This window comes from Nocardia sp. SYP-A9097 (assembly GCF_009649815.1).
Classification (GTDB): Bacteria; Actinomycetota; Actinomycetes; order Mycobacteriales; family Mycobacteriaceae; genus Nocardia.
Window position 1 is genome coordinate 72,644 of record NZ_WJIC01000007.1, and the last position, 20,351, is coordinate 92,994.

At 65.9% G+C, this 20,351-nt stretch carries 22 protein-coding genes and 1 pseudogene; 9 read left to right on the top strand and 14 right to left on the bottom strand.

Annotated features, from left to right (window positions below):
• Positions 1-4 precede the first annotated feature (4 nt).
• Positions 5-844 carry an ammonia-dependent NAD(+) synthetase gene (nadE, locus tag GFY24_RS16585; protein ID WP_153805957.1) on the top strand — a complete coding sequence of 280 codons (840 nt, stop codon included), beginning with the start codon at positions 5-7 and terminating at the stop codon, positions 842-844.
• A 198-nt stretch (positions 845-1,042) separates the two neighbouring features.
• Here the strand turns inward: nadE and GFY24_RS16590 are convergent, their stop codons facing one another.
• The 3 genes from GFY24_RS16590 to moaA form a co-directional block, all read right to left on the bottom strand.
• The gene (locus GFY24_RS16590) at positions 1,043-1,180 is read right to left on the bottom strand and encodes a hypothetical protein (RefSeq protein WP_153805958.1); all 138 of its coding nucleotides are present in this window, start codon (positions 1,178-1,180) and stop codon (positions 1,043-1,045) included.
• A gap of 114 nt (positions 1,181-1,294) precedes the next feature.
• Positions 1,295-1,537, bottom strand: coding sequence for a MoaD/ThiS family protein (locus GFY24_RS42045; RefSeq protein WP_309230941.1), 243 nt, complete (start codon positions 1,535-1,537; stop codon positions 1,295-1,297).
• Positions 1,530-2,588, bottom strand: a complete 1,059-nt coding sequence (gene moaA, locus GFY24_RS16600) for a GTP 3',8-cyclase MoaA (RefSeq protein ID WP_153805960.1) — start codon at positions 2,586-2,588, stop codon at positions 1,530-1,532. Before moaA ends, GFY24_RS42045 begins: the two co-directional genes overlap by 8 nt.
• Before the next feature lie 86 nt (positions 2,589-2,674).
• Here moaA and glp point away from each other — a divergent pair, with 86 nt between their 5' ends.
• The 4 genes and pseudogenes from glp to GFY24_RS16620 all read left to right on the top strand — a co-directional run.
• Positions 2,675-3,880 (top strand): gephyrin-like molybdotransferase Glp, encoded by a 1,206-nt coding sequence (gene glp / locus GFY24_RS16605; RefSeq protein ID WP_153805961.1) that lies wholly within the window; start codon positions 2,675-2,677, stop codon positions 3,878-3,880.
• A gap of 87 nt (positions 3,881-3,967) precedes the next feature.
• A complete protein-coding gene (gene moaCB / locus GFY24_RS16610; RefSeq protein WP_153805962.1) occupies positions 3,968-5,191 on the top strand; it encodes a bifunctional molybdenum cofactor biosynthesis protein MoaC/MoaB in 1,224 nt (407 codons plus the stop codon).
• Positions 5,184-5,612, top strand: a complete 429-nt coding sequence (locus GFY24_RS16615; protein WP_153805963.1) for a molybdenum cofactor biosynthesis protein MoaE — start codon at positions 5,184-5,186, stop codon at positions 5,610-5,612. Before moaCB ends, GFY24_RS16615 begins: the two co-directional genes overlap by 8 nt.
• A gap of 143 nt (positions 5,613-5,755) precedes the next feature.
• A pseudogene (locus tag GFY24_RS16620) lies at positions 5,756-5,980 on the top strand (DUF559 domain-containing protein); the annotation flags it as partial.
• Between the two features lie 68 nt (positions 5,981-6,048).
• Here the strand turns inward: GFY24_RS16620 and GFY24_RS16625 are convergent.
• Positions 6,049-7,137 carry a GTP-binding protein gene (locus GFY24_RS16625; protein WP_153805964.1) on the bottom strand — a complete coding sequence of 363 codons (1,089 nt, stop codon included), beginning with the start codon at positions 7,135-7,137 and terminating at the stop codon, positions 6,049-6,051.
• A 111-nt stretch (positions 7,138-7,248) separates the two neighbouring features.
• Here GFY24_RS16625 and GFY24_RS16630 point away from each other — a divergent pair, with 111 nt between their 5' ends.
• The gene (locus GFY24_RS16630) at positions 7,249-8,730 is read left to right on the top strand and encodes a PucR family transcriptional regulator (protein ID WP_309230942.1); all 1,482 of its coding nucleotides are present in this window, start codon (positions 7,249-7,251) and stop codon (positions 8,728-8,730) included.
• Between the two features lie 304 nt (positions 8,731-9,034).
• Here GFY24_RS16630 and pucL read toward each other — a convergent pair whose 3' ends face one another.
• Entirely contained in the window at positions 9,035-9,955 is a 921-nt protein-coding gene (gene pucL / locus GFY24_RS16635) for a factor-independent urate hydroxylase (protein ID WP_153805966.1), read from the bottom strand.
• A 182-nt stretch (positions 9,956-10,137) separates the two neighbouring features.
• Here pucL and GFY24_RS16640 point away from each other — a divergent pair, with 182 nt between their 5' ends.
• Positions 10,138-11,502, top strand: coding sequence for a uracil-xanthine permease family protein (locus tag GFY24_RS16640; protein WP_153805967.1), 1,365 nt, complete (start codon positions 10,138-10,140; stop codon positions 11,500-11,502).
• A gap of 91 nt (positions 11,503-11,593) precedes the next feature.
• On the opposite strand, the gene GFY24_RS16645 is transcribed toward GFY24_RS16640, so the two are convergent.
• From GFY24_RS16645 to GFY24_RS43730, 7 genes are all read right to left on the bottom strand, one after another.
• Positions 11,594-11,887, bottom strand: coding sequence for an MTH1187 family thiamine-binding protein (locus GFY24_RS16645; protein ID WP_153805968.1), 294 nt, complete (start codon positions 11,885-11,887; stop codon positions 11,594-11,596).
• Positions 11,839-12,198 carry a hypothetical protein gene (locus GFY24_RS16650; RefSeq protein ID WP_228566386.1) on the bottom strand — a complete coding sequence of 120 codons (360 nt, stop codon included), beginning with the start codon at positions 12,196-12,198 and terminating at the stop codon, positions 11,839-11,841. The genes GFY24_RS16645 and GFY24_RS16650 overlap by 49 nt, the downstream gene beginning before the upstream one ends.
• A 193-nt stretch (positions 12,199-12,391) precedes the next feature.
• Positions 12,392-13,387, bottom strand: coding sequence for a sulfate/molybdate ABC transporter ATP-binding protein (locus GFY24_RS16655; protein ID WP_153805970.1), 996 nt, complete (start codon positions 13,385-13,387; stop codon positions 12,392-12,394).
• On the bottom strand, positions 13,384-14,190 hold the full coding sequence (gene cysW / locus GFY24_RS16660; RefSeq protein WP_153805971.1) for a sulfate ABC transporter permease subunit CysW: 807 nt from the start codon (positions 14,188-14,190) through the stop codon (positions 13,384-13,386). Before cysW ends, GFY24_RS16655 begins: the two co-directional genes overlap by 4 nt.
• On the bottom strand, positions 14,187-14,987 hold the full coding sequence (gene cysT, locus GFY24_RS16665) for a sulfate ABC transporter permease subunit CysT (protein ID WP_153806214.1): 801 nt from the start codon (positions 14,985-14,987) through the stop codon (positions 14,187-14,189). The genes cysW and cysT overlap by 4 nt, the downstream gene beginning before the upstream one ends.
• Positions 14,988-15,110: 123 nt before the next feature.
• Positions 15,111-16,148 (bottom strand): sulfate ABC transporter substrate-binding protein, encoded by a 1,038-nt coding sequence (locus GFY24_RS16670; RefSeq protein WP_153805972.1) that lies wholly within the window; start codon positions 16,146-16,148, stop codon positions 15,111-15,113.
• Positions 16,149-16,337: 189 nt separating this feature from the next.
• A complete protein-coding gene (locus GFY24_RS43730) occupies positions 16,338-16,427 on the bottom strand; it encodes an Ms4533A family Cys-rich leader peptide (protein ID WP_328601465.1) in 90 nt (29 codons plus the stop codon).
• Positions 16,428-16,495: 68 nt separating this feature from the next.
• Between GFY24_RS43730 and GFY24_RS16675 the strand changes: the two genes are divergently transcribed.
• Entirely contained in the window at positions 16,496-17,542 is a 1,047-nt protein-coding gene (locus GFY24_RS16675) for a M48 family metallopeptidase (RefSeq protein ID WP_153805973.1), read from the top strand.
• Here GFY24_RS16675 and GFY24_RS16680 read toward each other — a convergent pair whose 3' ends face one another.
• The gene (locus GFY24_RS16680; protein WP_153805974.1) at positions 17,543-17,797 is read right to left on the bottom strand and encodes a hypothetical protein; all 255 of its coding nucleotides are present in this window, start codon (positions 17,795-17,797) and stop codon (positions 17,543-17,545) included.
• A gap of 152 nt (positions 17,798-17,949) precedes the next feature.
• Positions 17,950-18,186 (bottom strand): hypothetical protein, encoded by a 237-nt coding sequence (locus tag GFY24_RS16685; RefSeq protein ID WP_309230943.1) that lies wholly within the window; start codon positions 18,184-18,186, stop codon positions 17,950-17,952.
• A gap of 65 nt (positions 18,187-18,251) precedes the next feature.
• Here GFY24_RS16685 and GFY24_RS16690 point away from each other — a divergent pair, with 65 nt between their 5' ends.
• Positions 18,252-20,303, top strand: coding sequence for a glycoside hydrolase family 15 protein (locus GFY24_RS16690; protein WP_153805975.1), 2,052 nt, complete (start codon positions 18,252-18,254; stop codon positions 20,301-20,303).
• Positions 20,304-20,351 lie beyond the last annotated feature (48 nt).

The following is a 20,351-nucleotide window of genomic DNA, read 5'->3' on the forward strand; positions in this document are numbered from 1 at the left end:
GCGCATGGGAGACCTGCGCGAAGCGATCATCGCCGAACTCGGCGTATTGCCGAACATCGAACCGAAAACCGAAGTGCGGCGGCGCATCGACTTCCTCAAGGACTATCTGCGCTCCACGCCCACACAGGGTTTCGTCCTAGGTATCAGCGGCGGCCAGGACTCCACCCTGACCGGCCGCCTCTGCCAGCTCGCCGCCGAAGAGCTGCGCGCCGAGGGCCGCGAGGCCACCTTCGTCGGCGTGCGACTGCCCTACGGCAAGCAGTCCGATGAGCAGGACGCGCAGATCGCACTGCGTTTCATCAAGCCCGACCGGTCGGTCACCGTGAACGTCAAGCCCAGCGCCGACGCCGCCGCCGAAGAGGCCGCCTACGGCATCGACGAACTGCTCGGCGGAGCCACTCGACTGCGAGACTTCGTGCGCGGCAATATCAAAGCCCGCGAACGCATGGTGCTGCAGTACGCGGTCGCCGGACAGCTGAACCTGCTCGTCGTCGGCACCGATCACGCCGCCGAGGCGGTCACCGGCTTCTTCACCAAATTCGGCGACGGCGGGGTCGACATCACCCCGCTCACCGGACTGACCAAGCGCCAGGGCGCGGCACTGCTGCAGGAACTCGGCGCACCGCCGAGCGTCTGGCAGAAGGTCCCCACCGCCGACCTCGAGGACGACCGCCCCTCCCTCCCCGACGAGGAAGCCTTGGGGCTCAAGTACTCCCAGATCGACGACTACCTCGAGGGCTTGGATGTCGAGCCGGAGGTCTCCGAGAGGGTGGAGTCGATCTTCCAGAACACCCGCCATAAGCGCGCGGTTCCGGTGACCCCGCTCGATACCTGGTGGAAGTAGCCGGCCCGCCTCTCCGCGACTTCAGCGCACGGCTGAGTGCCGTTCACCGTCATGCACGCGTACCGGCGGTCAGGTGCCACAACCATTCTGGGCGTACCCCGGGAGTTACCCCGAACTCACGAAATCAGTAGTCCCGCCCACCGCGCCCGCTGCACCAACGTGCAGCGGGCGCGATTTTATGTTGGGAGCGGCGGCATTTCAGCGATACACCGAAGGCACGGGGAGGTGGTACAGCTCTTGCTTACAGTGCAGTGAGGTCACTGCGCTGCCATTGGCCAGGGCTGCTGCGGCGAGCAGGAATGCGCCGAGCAGTAGAGCGGGCAACAGTCGCGCCACGGCGACACCTCCCGATCAGAGGGACTGGACAGTCCGGATATCGGGAGAGCGAACATGTCGTTACCAACCTTTTTGCTGTTCAGGTGACCTGTTCGGGGTTGGAGGGTGCGGGGATCAGCCGCCGGCAAACGGGGGCAGCACGTCAACGCGGGGAGTCAGCACCGTCGAGGCGTCGCGGGTGAGTTCATCGCCGATGAGGTACGCGCAGACCTTGAGCATCGGCTCCAGCTTCTCGCCGTAGGTTTGCGTGAGTGTGCTGCGCAGATCGCCGACGGTCGCACCGGACGGTAGGTCCAACTGTTCGCTCGGCTTGCCGACCGCATCGGCTATCGCGGCGAAATAGCGAACCTCAACCACCGATGGCTCCCATCGTTCGTGCGGGCGGGACGAAGCCGGCGGCATCGATACCGTGCCCGGCCGATTTGTTCCACATGGCACCGCGCCACAGCGTGGCGATCTCGGCATCCGAGGCATGCGAGCGCAGGGCCGCGCGAATGTCGTACTCCTGATCACTGAACAGGCATGAGCGTAGACGGCCGTCCGCGGTGAGGCGGGTGCGATCGCAATCCGAACAGAAGCTGCGGGTCACCGAGGCGATAATGCCGACGGTCGCGGGACCGCCGTCCACCTGCCAGCGTTCGGCGGGCGCGGACGGATCGTCGCGGCCGAATTCGGTAAGGGTGAAACGGGTTCCGAGCACGTCCAGGAGTTCGGCGGCGGTGATCATATTCGCGCGCGCCCACTCGTGATCGGCATCCAGGGGCATCTCCTCGATGAAGCGGAGTTCGCAGCCCTCGTCGATACACCAGCGCAGTAGATCGGCGGCGCCGGCCAGGGTCTCGCGCATGAGCACGGCATTGACCTTGATCGGGGTGAGTCCGGCACTCTTGGCCGCGCGGATTCCGGCGAAAACCGACTCGAGTCGATCACGGCGGGTGAGCTTGGCGAAACCCTCCCGATCGACGGTATCGAGGGAGACATTGATGCGATTGAGCCCGGCTGCCACGAGCTTGCTCGCGCGATGTTCGAGGCCGACGCCATTGGTGGTCATGGCCAGCGGCGTATCCGGTAGTTCGGCGCGGCAACCGGCGATGATTTTCTCCAGGTCACGGCGCATGAGCGGTTCGCCGCCGGTGAAGCGCACCTCGTGCACGCCGAGTTCTCGAACAGCCAGCGCGACCAGGCGCACGATCTCGTCGGCGGTGAGCAGTTCATCGACCGGAATGGGCGGCAAACCCTCCTCCGGCATGCAGTACGTGCAGCGCAGCGAACACTTCTCGGTAATGGATACTCGCAGGTCACGTGCGGTGCGGCCGAACCGATCCAGGAGATACGGAGTGTCCGGACGGCCGTCGAGAGAGGGCAGCCCGGTTCGTACTGCGGGCATCCCCATAGCGACCACGGTCATTCGACCATTATGTCCGGCCGCGCAACCCCCCGGGCGGTTCGTCGACCAGGGTTCTCCACATCGGGCTCGCGTATAGGCTCACCGGCATGAGTTCCCGGCATGCACTGGCCCCGGCCCGTTCCGTCGACGACCACCGGCAACGCATCGAAGATCTGCTGCGACCGCTGGCCGCACGCGAGACCGAGGCGGTACCGATGGCGCAGGCGCTCGGACGGCGGCTCGGCGCCGATATGTACTCCCCCCTGGATCTGCCGGTATTCCGGAACTCATCCATGGACGGGTACGCGGTGCGGGCGGAATCGGTGACTGTCGTGCCGGTCACGCTGCCCTTGGGCGGGGTGGTCGCGGCCGGAAACACCGGGGCCGCAATACTGCCCGCCGGCGGTGCGGTGAAAGTCATGACGGGAGCACCGATTCCGGCAGGCGCGGACTGCGTCGTGCCGGTCGAGCACACCACCTCGGACGGCGCCTCGGTGACCATCGAAAGGAGCCGGGGCGCAGGCGATTTCGTACGCGAAGCCGGAACCGATGTGCGCACCGGACAGTTGCTGGCGGCAGCGGGGACATTGCTGAAGCCACGACATATTGCCGCACTCGCGGCAGTCGGATTTCCGGAGCTGCCGGTGTACCGGCGGGTGCGGGCGGCGGTCATCACCACCGGTGACGAGCTGGTTCGAGCCGGACTGCCGCTGCTCCCGGGGCAGATCTACAACTCGAACGGGCTGGCGCTGGCCGCCGCGCTCACCGAGAACGGGGTCGAGGTGGTGTCCATTGCCCACTCGACCGACGACCATCGCGAATTCCGCGGCCGGCTCGACGAGGCCGTCGCCGCGGCCGATGTGGTCTTCACCTCCGGCGGGGTGTCGATGGGCGACTTCGAAGTCGTGAAGGAGGTGCTGTCCACCCTCGGCGGCGAATTCGGCCATGTCGCAATGCAACCCGGTGGGCCGCAGGGCATCACCATCGTCGACGGGACGCCCGTCCTGAACTTCCCCGGTAATCCGGTCAGCACCATGGTGTCGTTCGATATGTTCGCGCGGCCGATCCTGCGCGAGCTCTCCGGGCTGCCGGCTATCACGAGTTCCGAACTCCCCCTGGTGGATTCGCTCCGCTCGCCCAAGGGCAGGCGACAACTGTTGCGCGGCAAACTGACCCCCGCGGGCGTGCAACCTCTGGCCGGGCAGGGGTCTCATCTGATCGCCAACATGGCCCAGGCCGATGTGCTCATCGATATTCCCGCCGAGGCCGTCGAGGTCGCCGCCGGAACCGTTGTCCGCACCTGGCCCCTGTAGATCCGACCGGATGAACCGCCGCCGGTGGGGCCGGATCTGTGCTGCCCTCTGGTGTTGCGGCGCAGACGGCTGTGCAAGGCTTGAGGCATGAGTGAGTTGTCCCACGTCGATCGCGAAGGCCGCGCTCGCATGGTCGATGTGAGCGCCAAGGCCGACACCGCGCGAGTGGCCGTCGCGGCCGGTGAGCTGCACACCACCGCCGAGGTGATCCGCCTGGTACGCGCCGACGGCATGCCCAAAGCCGATGTACTGACCACCGCCCGGCTGGCCGGAATCAATGGCGCGAAGAAGACCTCCGAGCTGATCCCGCTCTGCCATCAACTGGCCCTGTCCTCGGTGAATGTGAGCTTCGGGTACACCGACACCACCATCACCATCGAGGCGATCGCCAAGACCAAGGGCCCCACCGGCGTCGAAATGGAAGCCCTCACCGCGGTCGCCGTCGCCGGACTCACCCTGCACGACATGATCAAAGCCGTCGACCCCGCCGCCTCCCTGCACGCGGTCCGGCTACTCACCAAAGACGGTGGCAAGCACGGACATTGGGTCCGCGAGCAGCAGACCGGGGAGAGTGCCGAAGCAGCGGACCGACCGGCCGATGCGGCAGCGCACACGACCGACGCGGCGCACAGCACAACACATCGCGTAAGCGATGCGGCGGTAGACGCCGAGGCTCCAGCGCACTCCTCCGGTGCGGAGCCGCACATGGCCGCCCAGAGCGCGCAGGCCGCTACGCATCATGGTGCGCATCAGCATCATTCGCACGAGCACGCGGCCGAGCAGGGCGCGGATTCCGGGGCGGCTCCACATCTCACGCCGACACCGGTATTCGGCCGTGGGCAGTCAGCGGTCGTGCTGGTGGCCTCGACCGGCGTCGCAGCGGGCTCGCGGGTGGATACCACCGGTCCAGTGCTAACGAAATGGCTTGGTGATCAAGGCTTCTCGGTGCGAGGGCCGCTCGTTTACGCGGACGCCGATATCGCCTACGGCTTGTCCGAGGCGCTGGCATCGGAACCGGCGCTGGTGATCAGCACCGGCGGCACCGGAGCCTCTCCCACCGACGCCACCCCCGAGGCGACGCTGGCCGTGCTGGACCGCGAACTCCCCGGCGTAGCCGAATCCATCCGCCAGCGCGGCACCGCGAATTTCCCCCTGGCAGCCCTGAGCCGCGGCGTAGCCGGGCTCTCCGGCCGCACCGTAATCGTCAACCTGCCCGGCTCCCCCGGTGGCGTCGAAGACGGAATCGCGGTCCTGGACCAACTTCTCGAACATCTGCTGGCCCAGGTGGCCGGAGGAGGCAGCCATGAGTAGCGGCGGCGACCCACTCACCCGAATCAGCGACCAGCCCCTCGACCCCACCGAGGTCGAGAAGGCGGTGATCGGCCCCGAACACGGCGCGGTAGTCCTGTTCACCGGCACCGTCCGCAATCACGATGGCGGCCAACCGGTCTCAACCCTCGAATACTCCGCCCACCCCGAAGCAGACAAATTCCTCCACCGAGTCTGCACCGAAGTCTCCGAATCCACCGGCCTCCCCGTAGCCGCCATCCACCGCATAGGCCACCTCGCCATAGGCGACCTGGCCATAGCGGTCGCGGTAGCCGCCCCCCACCGCGCGGAAGCCTTCACCACCTGCGCCACCCTCGTAGACCGCATCAAACACGAAGTCCCCATCTGGAAACGCCAACTCTTCACCGACGGCCTCTCCGAATGGGTAAACGCCTGCGGCTAACCCAACCCCCGCGCCCCGAATGCCCGCCCGCGGACCTTGCCGAAGTGCGGATCCCGGCCACAAACATGCCGGGATGACGGGGAGATTCATGGGCATAGGGCAATGGCACCGTTGCACACGACTTTCGAGCCTCGACTCCGACCGACAGGGGCCCTGCGGGCTGGCGAGTCGCCGTCGAATACGACGGCACTCAGCACTGGACCGATCCAGCTCAACGCTCCAAAGACATCGACCGCTTCGCATACCTGGAGGCCCTGGGCTGGCGCGTAATCCGCGTCAACTCCGACCTTCTGCGCCGACGCCCCCGCCTGGTCCTGGAACGAATCCGCGCTGCCCTCCGCGCCCAAGGTGCGCGACTGGACTATTGATCACCAGGCAATGGCCGGGGCATATCGCGAGTGGCCTCCACGGTGAGTGCCTGGTGATCTCGATTGGCCTATTGGATTGGCTCGGTGGAGGGTACGTAGCGCCAGATGGGGAGGAGGGATTGGGGGTCGAGGGGGGTGTCGGCCGTGTGGATGGTGGATTCGAGGCGTTTGGTTAGGGCTTCGGGGTTTAGGCCGGGGCCTATGAGGACGAGGGTGGTGGTGCGGGGTTCGTGGCGGGACCAGGTGGTGGGTTCGATGGTTATGTGGCGGCCGACCATGTGTAGGAGGAATTTTCGGGAGTCTTCGGGGACTGCGAAGGCCAGGAAGCCCTTGGCTCGGAAGAGGCCGGGGGGTGGGTCTTCCAGGAGGGCTATCAGGGCTCGGGGGTTGAGGTCGGTGGGGGTGGTGAAGGTGACGGTTTCGTAGGCGTCGTGGAGGTGGGGGTGGTCGTGGCCGGCGCCACATCCGTTGCCGCACTCGCCGTTGCCGTCGTGGGTGGCGGCTTCCTCCAGGAGGAGTTCGTCGAAGCTGAGTTGTTGGGGGGCGCGGAGGTCGGCGGGGGCGCGGGTGGGGATGTCGAAGAGGAGGGCGGGGTCTATGTGGCCGTGGGTGGTGGCGTAGACGGGGACCTGGCCTACCAGGTCGGTGATTTCGGTGCGGAGGGCGGCCAGGGCTGCGGGGGTTACGCGGTCGGATTTGTTCAGGACCACGAGGTCGGCCATGCGGAGGTGGGTGGCCAGTTCGGGGTGTTGGGTGCGGGATTCGGGGAAGTGTTCGGCGTCTACGAGTTCGATGAGGCCGCCGTAGCGGATGCGGGGGTTGTCGCTGGCGGTGACCATGCGGATGAGGTTGCGGGGTTCGGCCAGGCCGCTGGCCTCGACGACGATTACGTCTATGCGTTGTTTGGGGTGGGCGAGGCGGTCGAAGAGGTCGTCGAGTTCGGTGACGTCGACCGCGCAGCAGACGCAGCCGTTGCCGAGCGAGACCATGGCGTCGACCTGACCGGCCACCAGCATGGCGTCGATATTCACCGCGCCGAAGTCGTTGACCACCACGCCGATACGCAGCTCGCGACTGCGCAGCAGGCGGTTGAGCAGGGTGGTTTTGCCGGCGCCCAGGAATCCGGCCACGATCAGGACTGGGATGCGCCGACTCATTCGGTCCACCCTACCGAGGGGCTGTGCGGCGGACGCCGCATGGATGAAACGGGGCGGAAATACCGGCGTTCTAGCGTGGCGGACATTCGGACCGATCACGGGAGGTGCGCCGTGCTGGTGCGGGACATTCTCGACGCGCCGCAGTTGCGTATGCGACTGCTGCACGGGGATACGGCGGAACTGGAGCGACCGGTCGCTCGGGTCTGCGCCACCGATATGCCCGACCCACGGCCGTTCGTGACCGCGGGCGCGCTGGTGTGCACCGGATTGGTGTGGCGGCAGGACGCCACGGATTCGGATCGATACGTCGGCATGCTGGCCGAGGCCGGAATCGCGGGAGTGGTCGCGGGCCAAGCCCTGCACGGGCATGTACCCGAGGATGTCGTGGCCGCCTGCGAAAAGCATGGACTGCCACTGCTTTCCGCACCGCAGAGCGTGCCGTTCAGCCGGATCATCGAATACCTGGCGGAGCAGGCGGCCGAATTGCGCTGGCGACGTGTGCAATCCCGGGTCGATCGACAGCGCAGACTGCTCGCGGCGATGGCGGGTGGAAGCAGCGTCGGTGATCTGATCGCCGATATGGCACTGGAGCAGGATGTTTCGGCCTGGGTGGTCACCGCGACCGGCCGGGTGATCGCCGGAACGGCGCCCATCTCCGAGGATGAACTGGATCGGATTGTCGGTACCGCGCTCACCGCGCCCCGATTGCCGGCGGTCACCACGGGAGCCGTGCGCGTATTGCAGGTCGGGGCCGGGGATCGAATTACCGCCTGGTACTTGGCGATTCGACCGGCCACCACCGAACCGGAGGTCTTCGGCGCGGACCTGGCCGCCATGACCGAGCTATACCGCCAGCGCAGTATGGAACGCCTGCACCTGGACTGGGAACTCATCGACCGCTTCCCCGCCCAGCCCGCCGATCGCGCCGATGCGCGCGCGGTCGCGGTGGTGTGCGAGCTGCGTCCGGACGAAACCCTTTCCGGGATAGGACTTCCCGAGGTGAGGGTCGCGCTGCACGATGTACTACCCGGCGTCACCACCTCGGTGGACCGGGACGGCCGGCTCATCGCCATTGTCGATGGCAGCCAGGACGATACGGCGGATGCGCTGCGCCGCCGCCTGGGCCGGCTCGCGCCCGCCCTGGCCGGTGCTCGCCTCGCGTTCGGCGTGAGCGCCCAGCAGAGCGACGAAACCCTTCCCGGCACCATCGCCGCCGCGGCGGCCGCCGCCACCGCAGCCCAAGATGACGGCGCGGCGGTAAGCGTCCGAGTCGCCGATATCGACACGGCGGTAGGACTTTTCACCGCCGTCCCGGGCGGCCTGCAACGCCGCTTCGCCGAACGCGTCCTCGGCCCGGTGGTCGACTACGACCGCAAAACCGGCGCGGGCCTGCTGGAAACCCTCGAGGTCTACCTCGGCTGCGAAGGCTCCTGGCGACAAGCCGCCGACCGAATGCACCTGCACCTCAACACAGTTCGCTACCGCATCGGCCGCATAGAGGAACTCACCGGCCGCGACCTCGGCCACATGGAAGACCGCCTGGACCTCTATCTGGCCATGCGCACCCTCACCGCCCACGCCGCCCCGGCCTAGACCCCCGCATCCCAAATCTCGCCCTCCCTCGGGCCCCTTCCCCAGGCCACCTTCCCAAGCCACTTCCCCGGGCCGCTTGCCTGGGCTGTTTTCCCGGCGCTTCCCCGAGGCTGCCTCTTCGGGTCATCCCGGCATGCTTTTGGCCGGGACCCACACCCGCAGCAGTGCAGCATGTCTCGGTGGATCCCGGCCAAAAGCGCGCCGGGATGACGCGGCGGCGGATGACGAGAGAGTCAGACTGCGCCGGTGTGATGACGAGGGCGTACGACCGTACCGGGGTCAGCGCCGGTCCGATGACCAGCGGTCATACCGCGCCGGTGTAGGGGTCCCAGGCGGTGCCGGGGGCGGGGGCGTCTTCGCGGAGGACGGCGGCGTGGATGAGGCCGTAGGGGCGGTCGTCGGCGTAGAAGACTTCGCCGTTGTTGGGGACGTCGAAACGGGTTATGTCGAAGGGCCAGTGGTGTTTGTTGGGGGCGGACATGCGGATTTCGGCTAGGCAGGGGTAGGACTCGAGGGCCGCCCTGCCCATTTCGAAGAGGGTTTGCTGGAGGGCTTTGGAGTGCAGGGTGGCGAATTTGGCGATCATGACCGCGCGGATGCCGTCGTATGTGGCGTTCCAGTCGTCCGGGTCGGTGGCGAAGCGCCAGCGGGCGGTCAGGCTGGTGGCGAGGATGCGGTCGTAGGCAGGTTCCAGGACGGTGAACTCGTCGGTGAGGAAGCCCGCGAACTCGGAGCCGGTGGATTTGAGGATGACGAGGTCCTTGACACCGCCTATCACCCATTCCTGTTGTGCCGCACCGGTTCCCGTCACCGTGACGGCGGCGATACGAACCTCCGGGCCGACCCGGGTCCAGGTGTGGTCGTGACCGCTGCCGGACACCGGAACCCGTTGCCACGCATACTCTTCGATTTCGATGCGCGCCGATGCCACGGTCGCGATGTCATCGGCGAAGTGCCGGGCCAGCGCCTGCCCGTACTGTTCGATACTCCCGTCACCATGCGTCTTGGCGTAGGTGAAGATGGTCTGCTTCTGCGAATCGGTCGGCAGCACCGCGCCCTGATCGCCGACGGTATGCGCTTCATCGAAAGCCCCACGCAGGCAGGACGATACGTTCAGATCGCGGATCTCGTGCCGCGCGGTGTCGCGATAGATGCGCACCACCCGGTTCTCGGCCTTGCCATACTGATGCGGGCCGAGCACGATCTTGCCGGACAACTCGGTCATGGTCGCCTCCCGTGGTCGATGAACACCTTGCCCCACTGTGGCCTATCCGCGCCGCCGCACACGCTGGTTCCGATGACAAAACACCGCACCCGATCCGCCCTCCGCTTAGGCATTTCGGACAAACCACCGGATGGCCGCGGCTGCCTAGCCTGAATCAACCGCACGCGCCGCAAGGAGCCATCATGACCTCGCCCCACCCCGTCGACACCCGATTGCCGTGGCATCGACTGCTGGCCTTCGGCATTCAGCATGTGCTGATCATGTACACCGGATGCGTCACCGTGCCGCTGGTATTCGGCGCGGCCGCCGGTCTGGACAAGACCACCGTCGGATTGCTGATCAGCGCGGACCTGCTGGTCGCGGGCATTATCACGCTGGTGCAGAGTCTCGGACTGGGGCGTTTCGCGGGCGCTCGGCTGCCGATCATCACGGGCGCGACCTTCGTGGCGATGACCCCGATGATCTTGATTGCCAAGCAGTACGGGCTGCCCGCCGTCTACGGCTCCATGCTCATCGGCGGCCTGGTGGGTATAGCGCTGGCGTGGCCGTTCGCCATGGTGGTGCGGTTCTTCCCGCCCCTGGTGACCGGGACCGTGCTCACCGTGGTGGGTGTCTCGCTCATCGGCGTGGCGGGCGGACTCATTGTGGGTAGCAATCCGAAGTCGCCGTCGTTCGGTGCGATCTCCAATATCGTGCTGGCCGCGGTGGTGCTGCTGATTGCCTTGATCGGCACCGTGCTCGGACGCGGAGTCTGGTCGCAGCTGAGCATTCTCATCGCCCTCGTGGTCGGTGTGCTCATCTCCATCCCCATGGGTCTGATCAAACTGGACGGCGTCTCGGGTACGGCGTGGCTGGGCGCGCCGCACGTGTTCCACTTCGGCGCACCGCAATTCCCGATTACCGCGGTGGTGGCCATGAGCATTGTGATGGCCGTGGTCTTCGCCGAATCCACCGCCAGCATGCTGGCAATCGGCGAGATCACGGGTAAGAAGCTGGAGCGCGCGGATCTGGCACGCGGCCTGATCGGCGACGCCCTCTCGGCGGTGCTGGCCGGTGTATTCAGCTCGTTCGTCGACACCATCTTCAACCAGAATGTCGGCGCGGTCTCCGCCACCCGGGTGTACAGCCGCTATGTGACCGCCGTCAGCGGCGCGATCCTGTTAATTCTGGGCCTGGTACCGCGTTTCGGTGCGATCGTGGCGGCGGTGCCGCAGCCCGTGGTGGGCGGCGTGGGTCTGGTGTTGTTCGCGACCATCGCGGTCATCGGCATCGATACCCTGCGCCGCGCCGATCTGTCGGACCGCGTGAATCTCACGATTGTCGCGGTATCCATCGGCATCGGCCTGGTTCCGGTGCTCACCAAGGGCATGTTCGACAAGTTCCCCACCTCGGCGCAGATCCTGCTCAATAGCGGCATCGCCCTGGCGGCGGCCACCGCGTTCCTGCTGAACCTGCTCTTCAATCACACCAAACTCGGCGAAATCGCCCGTGGCACAGTGGAATCCACCCCGGCCGAACCGGAGCCCACGGACCCGATCGCCGCCTGACCCCGCCTCCTCATCGGGGATCGAAGCCGCGGATTCCGCCGACGCGAACCAACTGGGCGTCAGTGGAATTCGCGGCTTCGGCTTGTCCGAACTAGTCGGCGAGGTAGCGCTCGACCGTGGCGACCTTGGCCGTCAGCATGTCGGTATGGCCGGGCCGCATATCGGCTTTGACCATGATGCTGCACCGGTTGGAGATGGCCAGCACGGCGTCGGTGGCCTTCTTGATGACGGCGAAGACCTCGTCCCACTCCCCCTCGATCTCGGTGAAACTCGCCGAAGTGCGGTTGGCCAGTCCACTTTCGCGTATTACGCGAATGGCCGCGGCGACCGGTTCGCCTACGTCTTCACCTGCGCCGATAGGTGTGATCGAGAATGCTGCGAGCATGGCGGTGGCCTCCTGGTGCGGGGACGTGTTTCCGGCACTGTGAGGTTACGGGTGAGATAGTCGCGATAGGTGGGTGTGTGAATGGTGAGTCGCCCGCGATGCGTGGCCTGCCAGGTGGCGGGGGTGTGCCGGGTGCCCAGGGCCAGCCCGGTGCGGGACAGGCCGTGCAGTGCGCGCCGGGCGGCACCGGCGGTGAGACCCGTTGCGGCGCACAGTTGCCGGACGGTGAGTGCGGCCGGGAACTGCGGCAGCGATAAGGCGGCGAGCACTCTGGCTTCGGATTCGGTCAAGGCCATGTGTGGGCCTTCCATCGGTCGATCGCTGAGCGAATGGCTGGTATCCATTGCTGCTACCAGCGTCGCTCACCGACGGCCGACCGTAAAGGTCTACAAAACCTTCGCACCCCAACACCCGGCGTGTCGCATTGAGGAAGTGGATCCCGGCCAAAAGCACGCCGGGATGACGGGAGCAACTCACACCCGGCCGGCGCGAGGATTCCCTGAATCAGGCGATGGGGAGTTCGGGAATTCGGGTGGCTCGGGCGAATACGGTTTCACCTTCGGCGAGGTGGAGGGCTTCGGCGTCGCCTCGGGTGACCTGGGCGGTGAAGAGGTCGCCGGTGGCGGCATTACGGAGTTCGACGCGAACCTCGAAGCCCAGGTGGACGACTCGCTCGACCGTGGCGCGAGTGACGCCCGCGGATTGGGCGGTGCCTTCGTGGGCGGCCAGGGCCATGGAGGGGTCGCGGCCGACGCGGATGTCGTGCGGGCGGACGAGGTGACCGTTCAGCTTGGCCACCGCGCCCAGGAACGACATCACGAAATCGTTTGCGGGACGGTCGTAGACGTCCTCGGGGGTACCGACCTGTTCGATGCGACCCTTGTTCATGACCGCGATCCGGTCGGCCACATCCAGGGCTTCTTCCTGGTCGTGGGTGACCAGAACAGTCGTGACATGCACCTCTTCATGCAACCGGCGCAGCCAAGTGCGCAGGTCCGCACGGACTTTCGCATCCAGCGCGCCGAACGGCTCGTCGAGCAGCAGCACCTGCGGGTCCACCGCGAGCGCCCGCGCCAATGCCATGCGCTGGCGCTGACCACCGGAAAGCTGTGCGGGATACCGGTGTTGAAACCCGTCCAGCCCGACGATCTCCAGCAGGTCGTCGACCTTCTTCTTGATCTCAGGCTTGGGCCGCTTACGAATCTTCAGCCCGAATGCCACATTGTCGCGCACGGTCATGTGCTTGAACGCCGCGTAATGCTGGAAGACGAATCCGATATCGCGTTTCTGCGGCGACACATTGGTCACATCGCGTTCGGCGATGGTGACAATGCCGCTGTCCAGGGTCTCCAGTCCGGCGATCGATCGCAGCAGCGTCGACTTGCCCGATCCGGACGGTCCCAGCAGCGCGGTCAGCTCACCGGACGGAATGTCCAGGCTGACATTGTCGAGAGCCGCGAACGAACCGTAGTTCTTGTTCGCATTGGTCACAGTGATCATTTGGCCGTACCCCGCTTGCGTTCGAGGAGAGTCATGAAAAGGAGAACGACGAGCGCGATACCCATGAGCAGGGTCGCCGCGGCATAGGCGCCGAAGGTGTTGTGATCCTGATAGCGGCTGTTCACCAGCAGCGTCAGCGTCTGCGATTTTCCGGGCAGCGCGGTGGAAACCATAATCACCGCACCGAATTCGCCGAGGGCGCGCGCCACGGTGAGCACCACGCCGTAGGTGAGACCCCAGCGGATGGCGGGCAGGGTGATCCGCCAGAACGTCTGCCAGCGCGAGGCACCGAGCGTCGCGGCGGCCTGTTCCTGATCGTCGCCGATCTCGTGCAGCACCGGCTCCACCTCGCGCACCACGAACGGCAGCGTCACGAAGATGGTGGCGATGACCATGCCGGGCAGATTGAAGATCACCTTCAGCCCGTGCTCCTCGATACCGCCGAACCAGCCGCCCGCACCCCACAGCAGGATCAGCGAAACACCAACCACCACAGGCGAAGTCGCGAACGGCAGGTCCACCAGACCCTGCACCAGATTGCGTCCGGGGAAGCGCCCGCGCACCAGCGCCAGCGCGGTGATGATGCCGAACACCACATTGATCGGGACCGTGATGGCCACGATGATCATCGACAGATTGAACGCGGAGATGGCCGCGGGCGTACTGATCCAGTCGATGAACGTGCCGAAACCCGGCTCGAAGGTGCGCCACAGAATCAGCCCCAGCGGCAGCACCAGCAGCATCAGCAGATAGCCCAGCGCCAGCACGCGCAGCGAAAGACGGGTCGGGGTGGAGAGTTTCATCGTGCATCCACCTCCTTGCGAACCGAACGCTCGGCGAACAACCGCAGTACCAGCAGCGTCGCGAACGAGATGACCAGCAGTGCAACCGAAACCGCGGCGGCATTGATCGGCCGGTCGATCTCGATCTGCTGCTGGATGTACTGCGAGGCCATCTGCGTCTCACGCGGAATATTGCCGCCGATCAATACAACCGACCCGTACTCACCGAGAGCGCGCGCGAATGCGAGCCCGCCGCCGCTGATCACAGCCGGAGCCAGCGTCGGCAGCACGATGCGCCGGAAGGTGGTCCAGTTGTCCGCGCCCAGGGACGCGGCCGCCTGCTCCACCTCTCTATCGGCCTCGATGAGCACCGGCTGCACCGACCGCACCACGAATGGCAGCGTGACGAATGCCAGCGCCACCACCAGACCCGGCTGAGTCGCGTTCAGATGGATATCGATCGGACTCTGCGGTCCGTACAGCGACAGCAGCACAATGCTGGCCACAATCGTCGGCAACGCGAACGGCAGATCGATGAGCGCGTTCACAATGCTCTTGCCCGGGAAGTCGTCCCGCACCAGCACCCACGCGATGAGCGTGCCCAAGATGACGTTCACGACGGCGACGATCACCGAGACGAACACCGTCACCCGCAGCGCGTCCAGTGCGGCGGGCGCGGTGACGGCGTTCCAGAATCCGGCCCAGCCGTCATCGAAGGCGTTGAAGGTCAAGGCCGCCAACGGCAGCAGCACGATAATGCTGAGCCACAGCACCGTCGTCGCGATGCCGAGTGGACCGACCGAGCCGGTCACCCGCAGCCAGGACCGTCGGCGCGGACGGACGGTGCTGCGCTTGTCATCGGAGACGCCGGTGCGCGGTCCGGCGTCCCCACTGCTGTCGTTCACAATCGCCAAGTATCCCGTGTGTCCCAGCTCACCCGACTACTTGGTGGCCTTGTCGTAGATCTGGGCGATGCTGCCCGTGCCCTGAGTGAAGAGTTCCTTGTCCACGGTCTTCCAGCCGCCCAGGTCGGTGATGGTCCACAGCTTCTGCGGGGTCGGGAAGTCAGCGGCGAAGGCGGCGACCACCTTCGGGTCGACCGGACGGAATCCGGCCTGCGCCCAGGCCAGCTGGCCGGTGGGGGTGAACAGGAAGTCCTTGAACGCGATGGCCTGCGCCGGATTCTTGGCGTTCTTGAGCACCGCGACCGGGTTCTCGATCTTGAAGGTGGTCGGCGGAATGGTGTGCTCGACCGGATCACCCTTGCGCTCGGAGAAGATGGCCTCGTTCTCATAGCTGATCAGCACATCGCCGACGCCCTGCAGGAAGGTGTCGGTGGCCTCGCGGCCGGACTTGGGCTGCACCTTCACGTGCTTGACCAGTTCGGTCAGGAAGTCGAGGCCGGCCTGCGGGTTCTTACCGCCATCGCTCTTGGCCGCGTACGGGGCCAGCAGATTCCACTTCGCGGAACCGGAGCTGAACGGGTTCGGCGTGACCACCTCGACACCCGGCTTCAGCAGATCGTCCCAATCCTTGATGCCCTTCGGATTGCCCTTGCGCACCACCAGCGATACGACCGAGCCGAACGGAATTCCCTTGTTGGCGTCCGCATTCCAGCTCGCATCCACCAGGCCGGCATCCACCAGACGGGTGATATCGGGCTCGACGGAGAAGTTGACCACGTCGGCCTCGGCGCCGTCCTTCACCTTGCGGGACTGATCACCGGAGGCACCGTACGAGCCGAGCACCTCGACGCCCTTACCGGCATCGGTCTTGTTGAACTCGGGAATCACCTTGTCGAAACCGGGCTTGGGCACCGCGTAGGCGTACAGATTCAGCTTGCCGCCCTTGCCATTCGGGCCGCTGTCGGCACCGACCGTATCGCTGGAACCGCCGCTGCACGCGGACAGTACGACGGCGGCGACAGCGGTGAGCGCGACCGCGAGGTAGCGACGGGACAATCGGGTATTGCGTGACATCGGTGGACCTTCCTACCGCTCGCCGGGGTGCGCACACCACCGGCGGAAATCTGGGGACTGCCGTAGACCCGCCGCGTCAGGACGTGGCGGTCGCGCTATCGACCCGGGGGCCGCTGGGGAACGAGCAGTGCTGCGAAAGGCACGCGCGCCAGTCTACAAAGGGGACGGGCAGCACAGCTCGGTCGACGATCAGCGACAGTGAATGTCCGCGACAGCGAGGCAGCCCACAGCGATCAACGCCAATTCATGGCGGACCTGGGGCACAACACTCGACGACACGCGGCAGACTGTAGCAGAGCGGCCGGTCACGCCGCGAATCGAAGTGAGTATCCACACGGGGGAAATACATGACGAGCCCTGATCGCCTCCGCCGGAAATTCCCCGGCATCTCGACCCGCGCCTGGGAGCATCCGGCCGACCGCACCGCGCTGGTGACCCTGCGCTCGCTGTCCGGTTTCGACGTGCTGCTGCGCACGCTCTCCGGACTGCTCGCCGAACGCCAGCATCGGCTGATGTACCTGGCCACGGCGGTGCGGGTGGATGAGCGGCAGTTCAAGAACCTGCATCACCTGCGCGCCGACGCGGTACGCATCCTCGATGCCCCGCGGACACCGGAAATGTTTGTGCTGCAGGACCCTTCGGTCAATGCCTTCACCATCGGCATGGATCGGCCGTTCATCGTGCTCACCACCGGACTGCTGGATCTGCTCGATCCCGAGGAGTTGCGCTTCACGGTCGGGCATGAGCTCGGGCACGCGCTGTCCGGGCATGCGGTGTACCGGACCATGCTCATGCATTTGATGCAATTGGCCGCGGGCATCGGCTGGGTTCCGGTGGGCGGCTGGGCATTACGCGCGATTGTGGCGGCGCTGATGGAGTGGAGCCGCAAATCCGAATTGTCCGGGGACCGTGCGGGATTGCTCTGCGGACAGGACGTGGACGCGTCCGTACGCGTGCATATGAAGCTCGCGGGCGGCTCCCGTGTGGATGAGATGAGTCATGCCGCGTTCCTGCAGCAGGCGGACGATTACGACCGCGCCGGGGACCTGCGCGACGGGGTTTTGAAGCTGCTCAATCTGGAATTGCAGACGCACCCGTTCTCGGTGCTGCGCGCGGCCGAGCTGCGGCGCTGGATCACCAGCGGTGACTACGACCGAATCCTGTCCGGCCAGTACCCATTACGCGAGCAGGACAAGAACGCGAAGATCAGCGATCAGGTCAAGGAGGCGGCGCGCGCCTACCGGCACAACTTCGACCAATCCGAGGACCCGCTGATCCGCACCGTGCGCAACCTCGGACGCGATGTCGGATCCGCGGTCGGCACGGTGGGTCAGGAAGTGGGCGAAACGGTTTCGAAGATCGGAAAACGCTTCAGCGAGTGGCGAGAGCAGTAATCACTCGTCGTCTTCGACGACGGGCGGGGTCTCCAGGATGTCGAGAATCCACTCTTCGGTGGCGCTCTCGGCATCCTCTTCGTCGGGGCGGATGCGGTTGCTGAGCCGGACGCCCAGGCCCAGCAGCTGTGCCGCCTTCACCATTTCGATGGCCTCATCGGGCCCACACAGGTGAGTAGCGATCAGGCGCGGCTCGTCCTCGAAATCCTCTTCGGACAGCAGCGTTTCCAGTTCCAAGCCTTCATCGGTTGACATGGTGCAGCAGCGTACGCGCAGCATCCGACAAAGTGGGCCGCAAGGCCGATTCGACACGATGAACAGCCGACGAAATCAGCGGGTGCACAACCAGGCCACGACAACCAGGACAAGCAGCGCGATCAGGGCGAGCTGAACACGAGAGCGGGGCATCAGGCTGCTTCCTTACGCATACGACGCGGCTGCGCGGCGGGCACCGCGGCCTCCTGGGCGGCAATCCGATCACGGCCCAGCGCGTGCAGCGCAACCCGCAGCACACGATCCAGCACGTAGGCGATGGCGAAACAGACGGGCACCATGGCGGCAAGCACCACGGCGAACTGGGGAACGAAGGGCAGGCCGGCCACCCATAATTCGACGCCGTCCCACCATCCTGCAATCCGATGCACGACATCAGCCTAGGCCGAACACCGGATGGTGGACGATTCGGGCCGATTGGACTGATGATTAGGAAATGGAGTCCTACGACGAACCGGAGTCCGTGAACCCGCCACTCGGCAGCGAAATAGACGACGCCGCCTTCGAAGCGCCCGGCCCAACCCGCGAATCGATCGATCCGCCCGACACCACCCTGTCCGGCGGCTTTCTGCCCACCGCTACCGGCGGCTCTCATCAATCGGCTTTCCCGCCCATCGACGATTACGCCTTCCTGTCCGACTGCGAATCCAATTGCCTCATCGCCCGCAATGGCTCGGTGGAATGGATGTGCGTGCCCCGGCCGGACTCCCCCAGCATTTTCGGTGCCGCCCTGGACCGCAGTGCCGGACACTTCCGAATCGGGCCGTACGGGCGCAATGTGCCCGCCGCACGGCGGTACCTGCCCGGCGGGCTCATTGTCGAGACGACCTGGCAGACCGAGACCGGATGGCTCATCGTGCGCGACGCGCTCGTACTCGGCCCCTGGCACAACAATCAGCAGCGCAGTCGCACGCACCGCCGCACACCCGAGGACTGGGACGCCGAGCACATTCTGCTGCGCACCGTGAGATGCGTGAACGGCGTGGTCGAACTGGAGATGAGCTGCGAACCCGCCTTCGACTACCACCGCACCCCCGCCCAGTGGGAGTACAGCGGTGACGTGTACGAACAGGCAACGGCCACTTGCGATGTCGACGGTGTCGCACCGTTGACCATCACCACCAATATGCGGCTCGGCATCGAGGGCCGGGAGGCTCGCGCACGCACCCGCATGAAGGAGGGTGACGAGATCTTCGTGGCCCTGTCCTGGTCGGACCTGCCACCACCACGCACCTTCGCCGAGGCCTCGGAGAAGATGTGGGCGACCACCGAGTGCTGGCGGCAATGGATCACCCTGGGGCGCTTCCCCGATCATCCGTGGCGCGGCTTCCTGCAGCGCAGTGCGCTGACCTTGAAGGGCCTCACCTACGCGCCGACCGGGGCGCTGCTCGCGGCGCCCACCACCTCGTTCCCGGAAACCTCCCGCGGGGAACGCAATTGGGACTACCGGTACACCTGGGTGCGCGATTCGTCCTTCGCGCTGTGGGGCCTGTACACCATGGGCCTGGACCGCGAGGCGGACGACTTCTTCGCCTTCCTGCACGATGTCACCCACGACGGCGAGGGCAATCCCGTTCCGCTGCAGGTGCTTTACGGTATCGACGGGGAACGCGAGATCACCGAATCCGAACTGCCGCACCTGTCCGGATATGACGGGGCGCGGCCGGTGCGCATCGGCAATGGCGCGTACAACCAGGACCAGCACGATATCTGGGGCACCATCCTGGATTCCGTTTACCTGCACGTGAAATCGCGACGGCAGGTGCCGGAGACGTTGTGGCCCATGCTCGAACGACAGGTGCACGCGGCAATCGAGAACTGGCGCAAGCCCGATCGCGGTATCTGGGAGGTACGCGGGGAACCGCAACATTTCACCTCGTCCAAAGTGATGTGCTGGGTGGCGCTGGATCGCGGCGCGAAACTCGCCGAACTGCACGGTGAACTCGACTATGCCAAGAAATGGCATGACATCGCCGACGAGATCCGACAGGACATTCTCGACAATGGCGTGAACTCCGAGGGAGTGTTCACCCAGACCTACGGCGGCGAAACCCTGGACGCCTCACTACTTCTCGTGGTGCTGCTGCGCTTCCTGCCACCCACCGACCATCGGGTACGGGCCACCGTGCTCGCCATCGCCGACGAACTCACCGAGAACGGCCTGGTACTGCGCTACCGCACCGAAACCACCGACGACGGACTCCTCGGCGAGGAGGGCTCCTTCACCATCTGCTCATTCTGGCTGGTCTCGGCGCTGGTGGAGATCGGCGAACTGCAGCGCGGACGGCAACTCTGCGGACGCCTCCTCGGCTTCGCCAGCCCGCTCAAGCTGTACGCCGAGGAGATCGACACCCGCACCGGGCGACATCTCGGCAACTTCCCGCAGGCGTTCACCCATCTGGCGCTCATCAATGCGGTCATGCACGTGATCCGCGCCGAGGAGACGCATCACGCCGGGCAGTTCAATCCCGCCCACCCCGGACGCTGACACCGCCACTTCGGGACGCCCCATCCTCCGTCATCCCGGCGCGTTTTT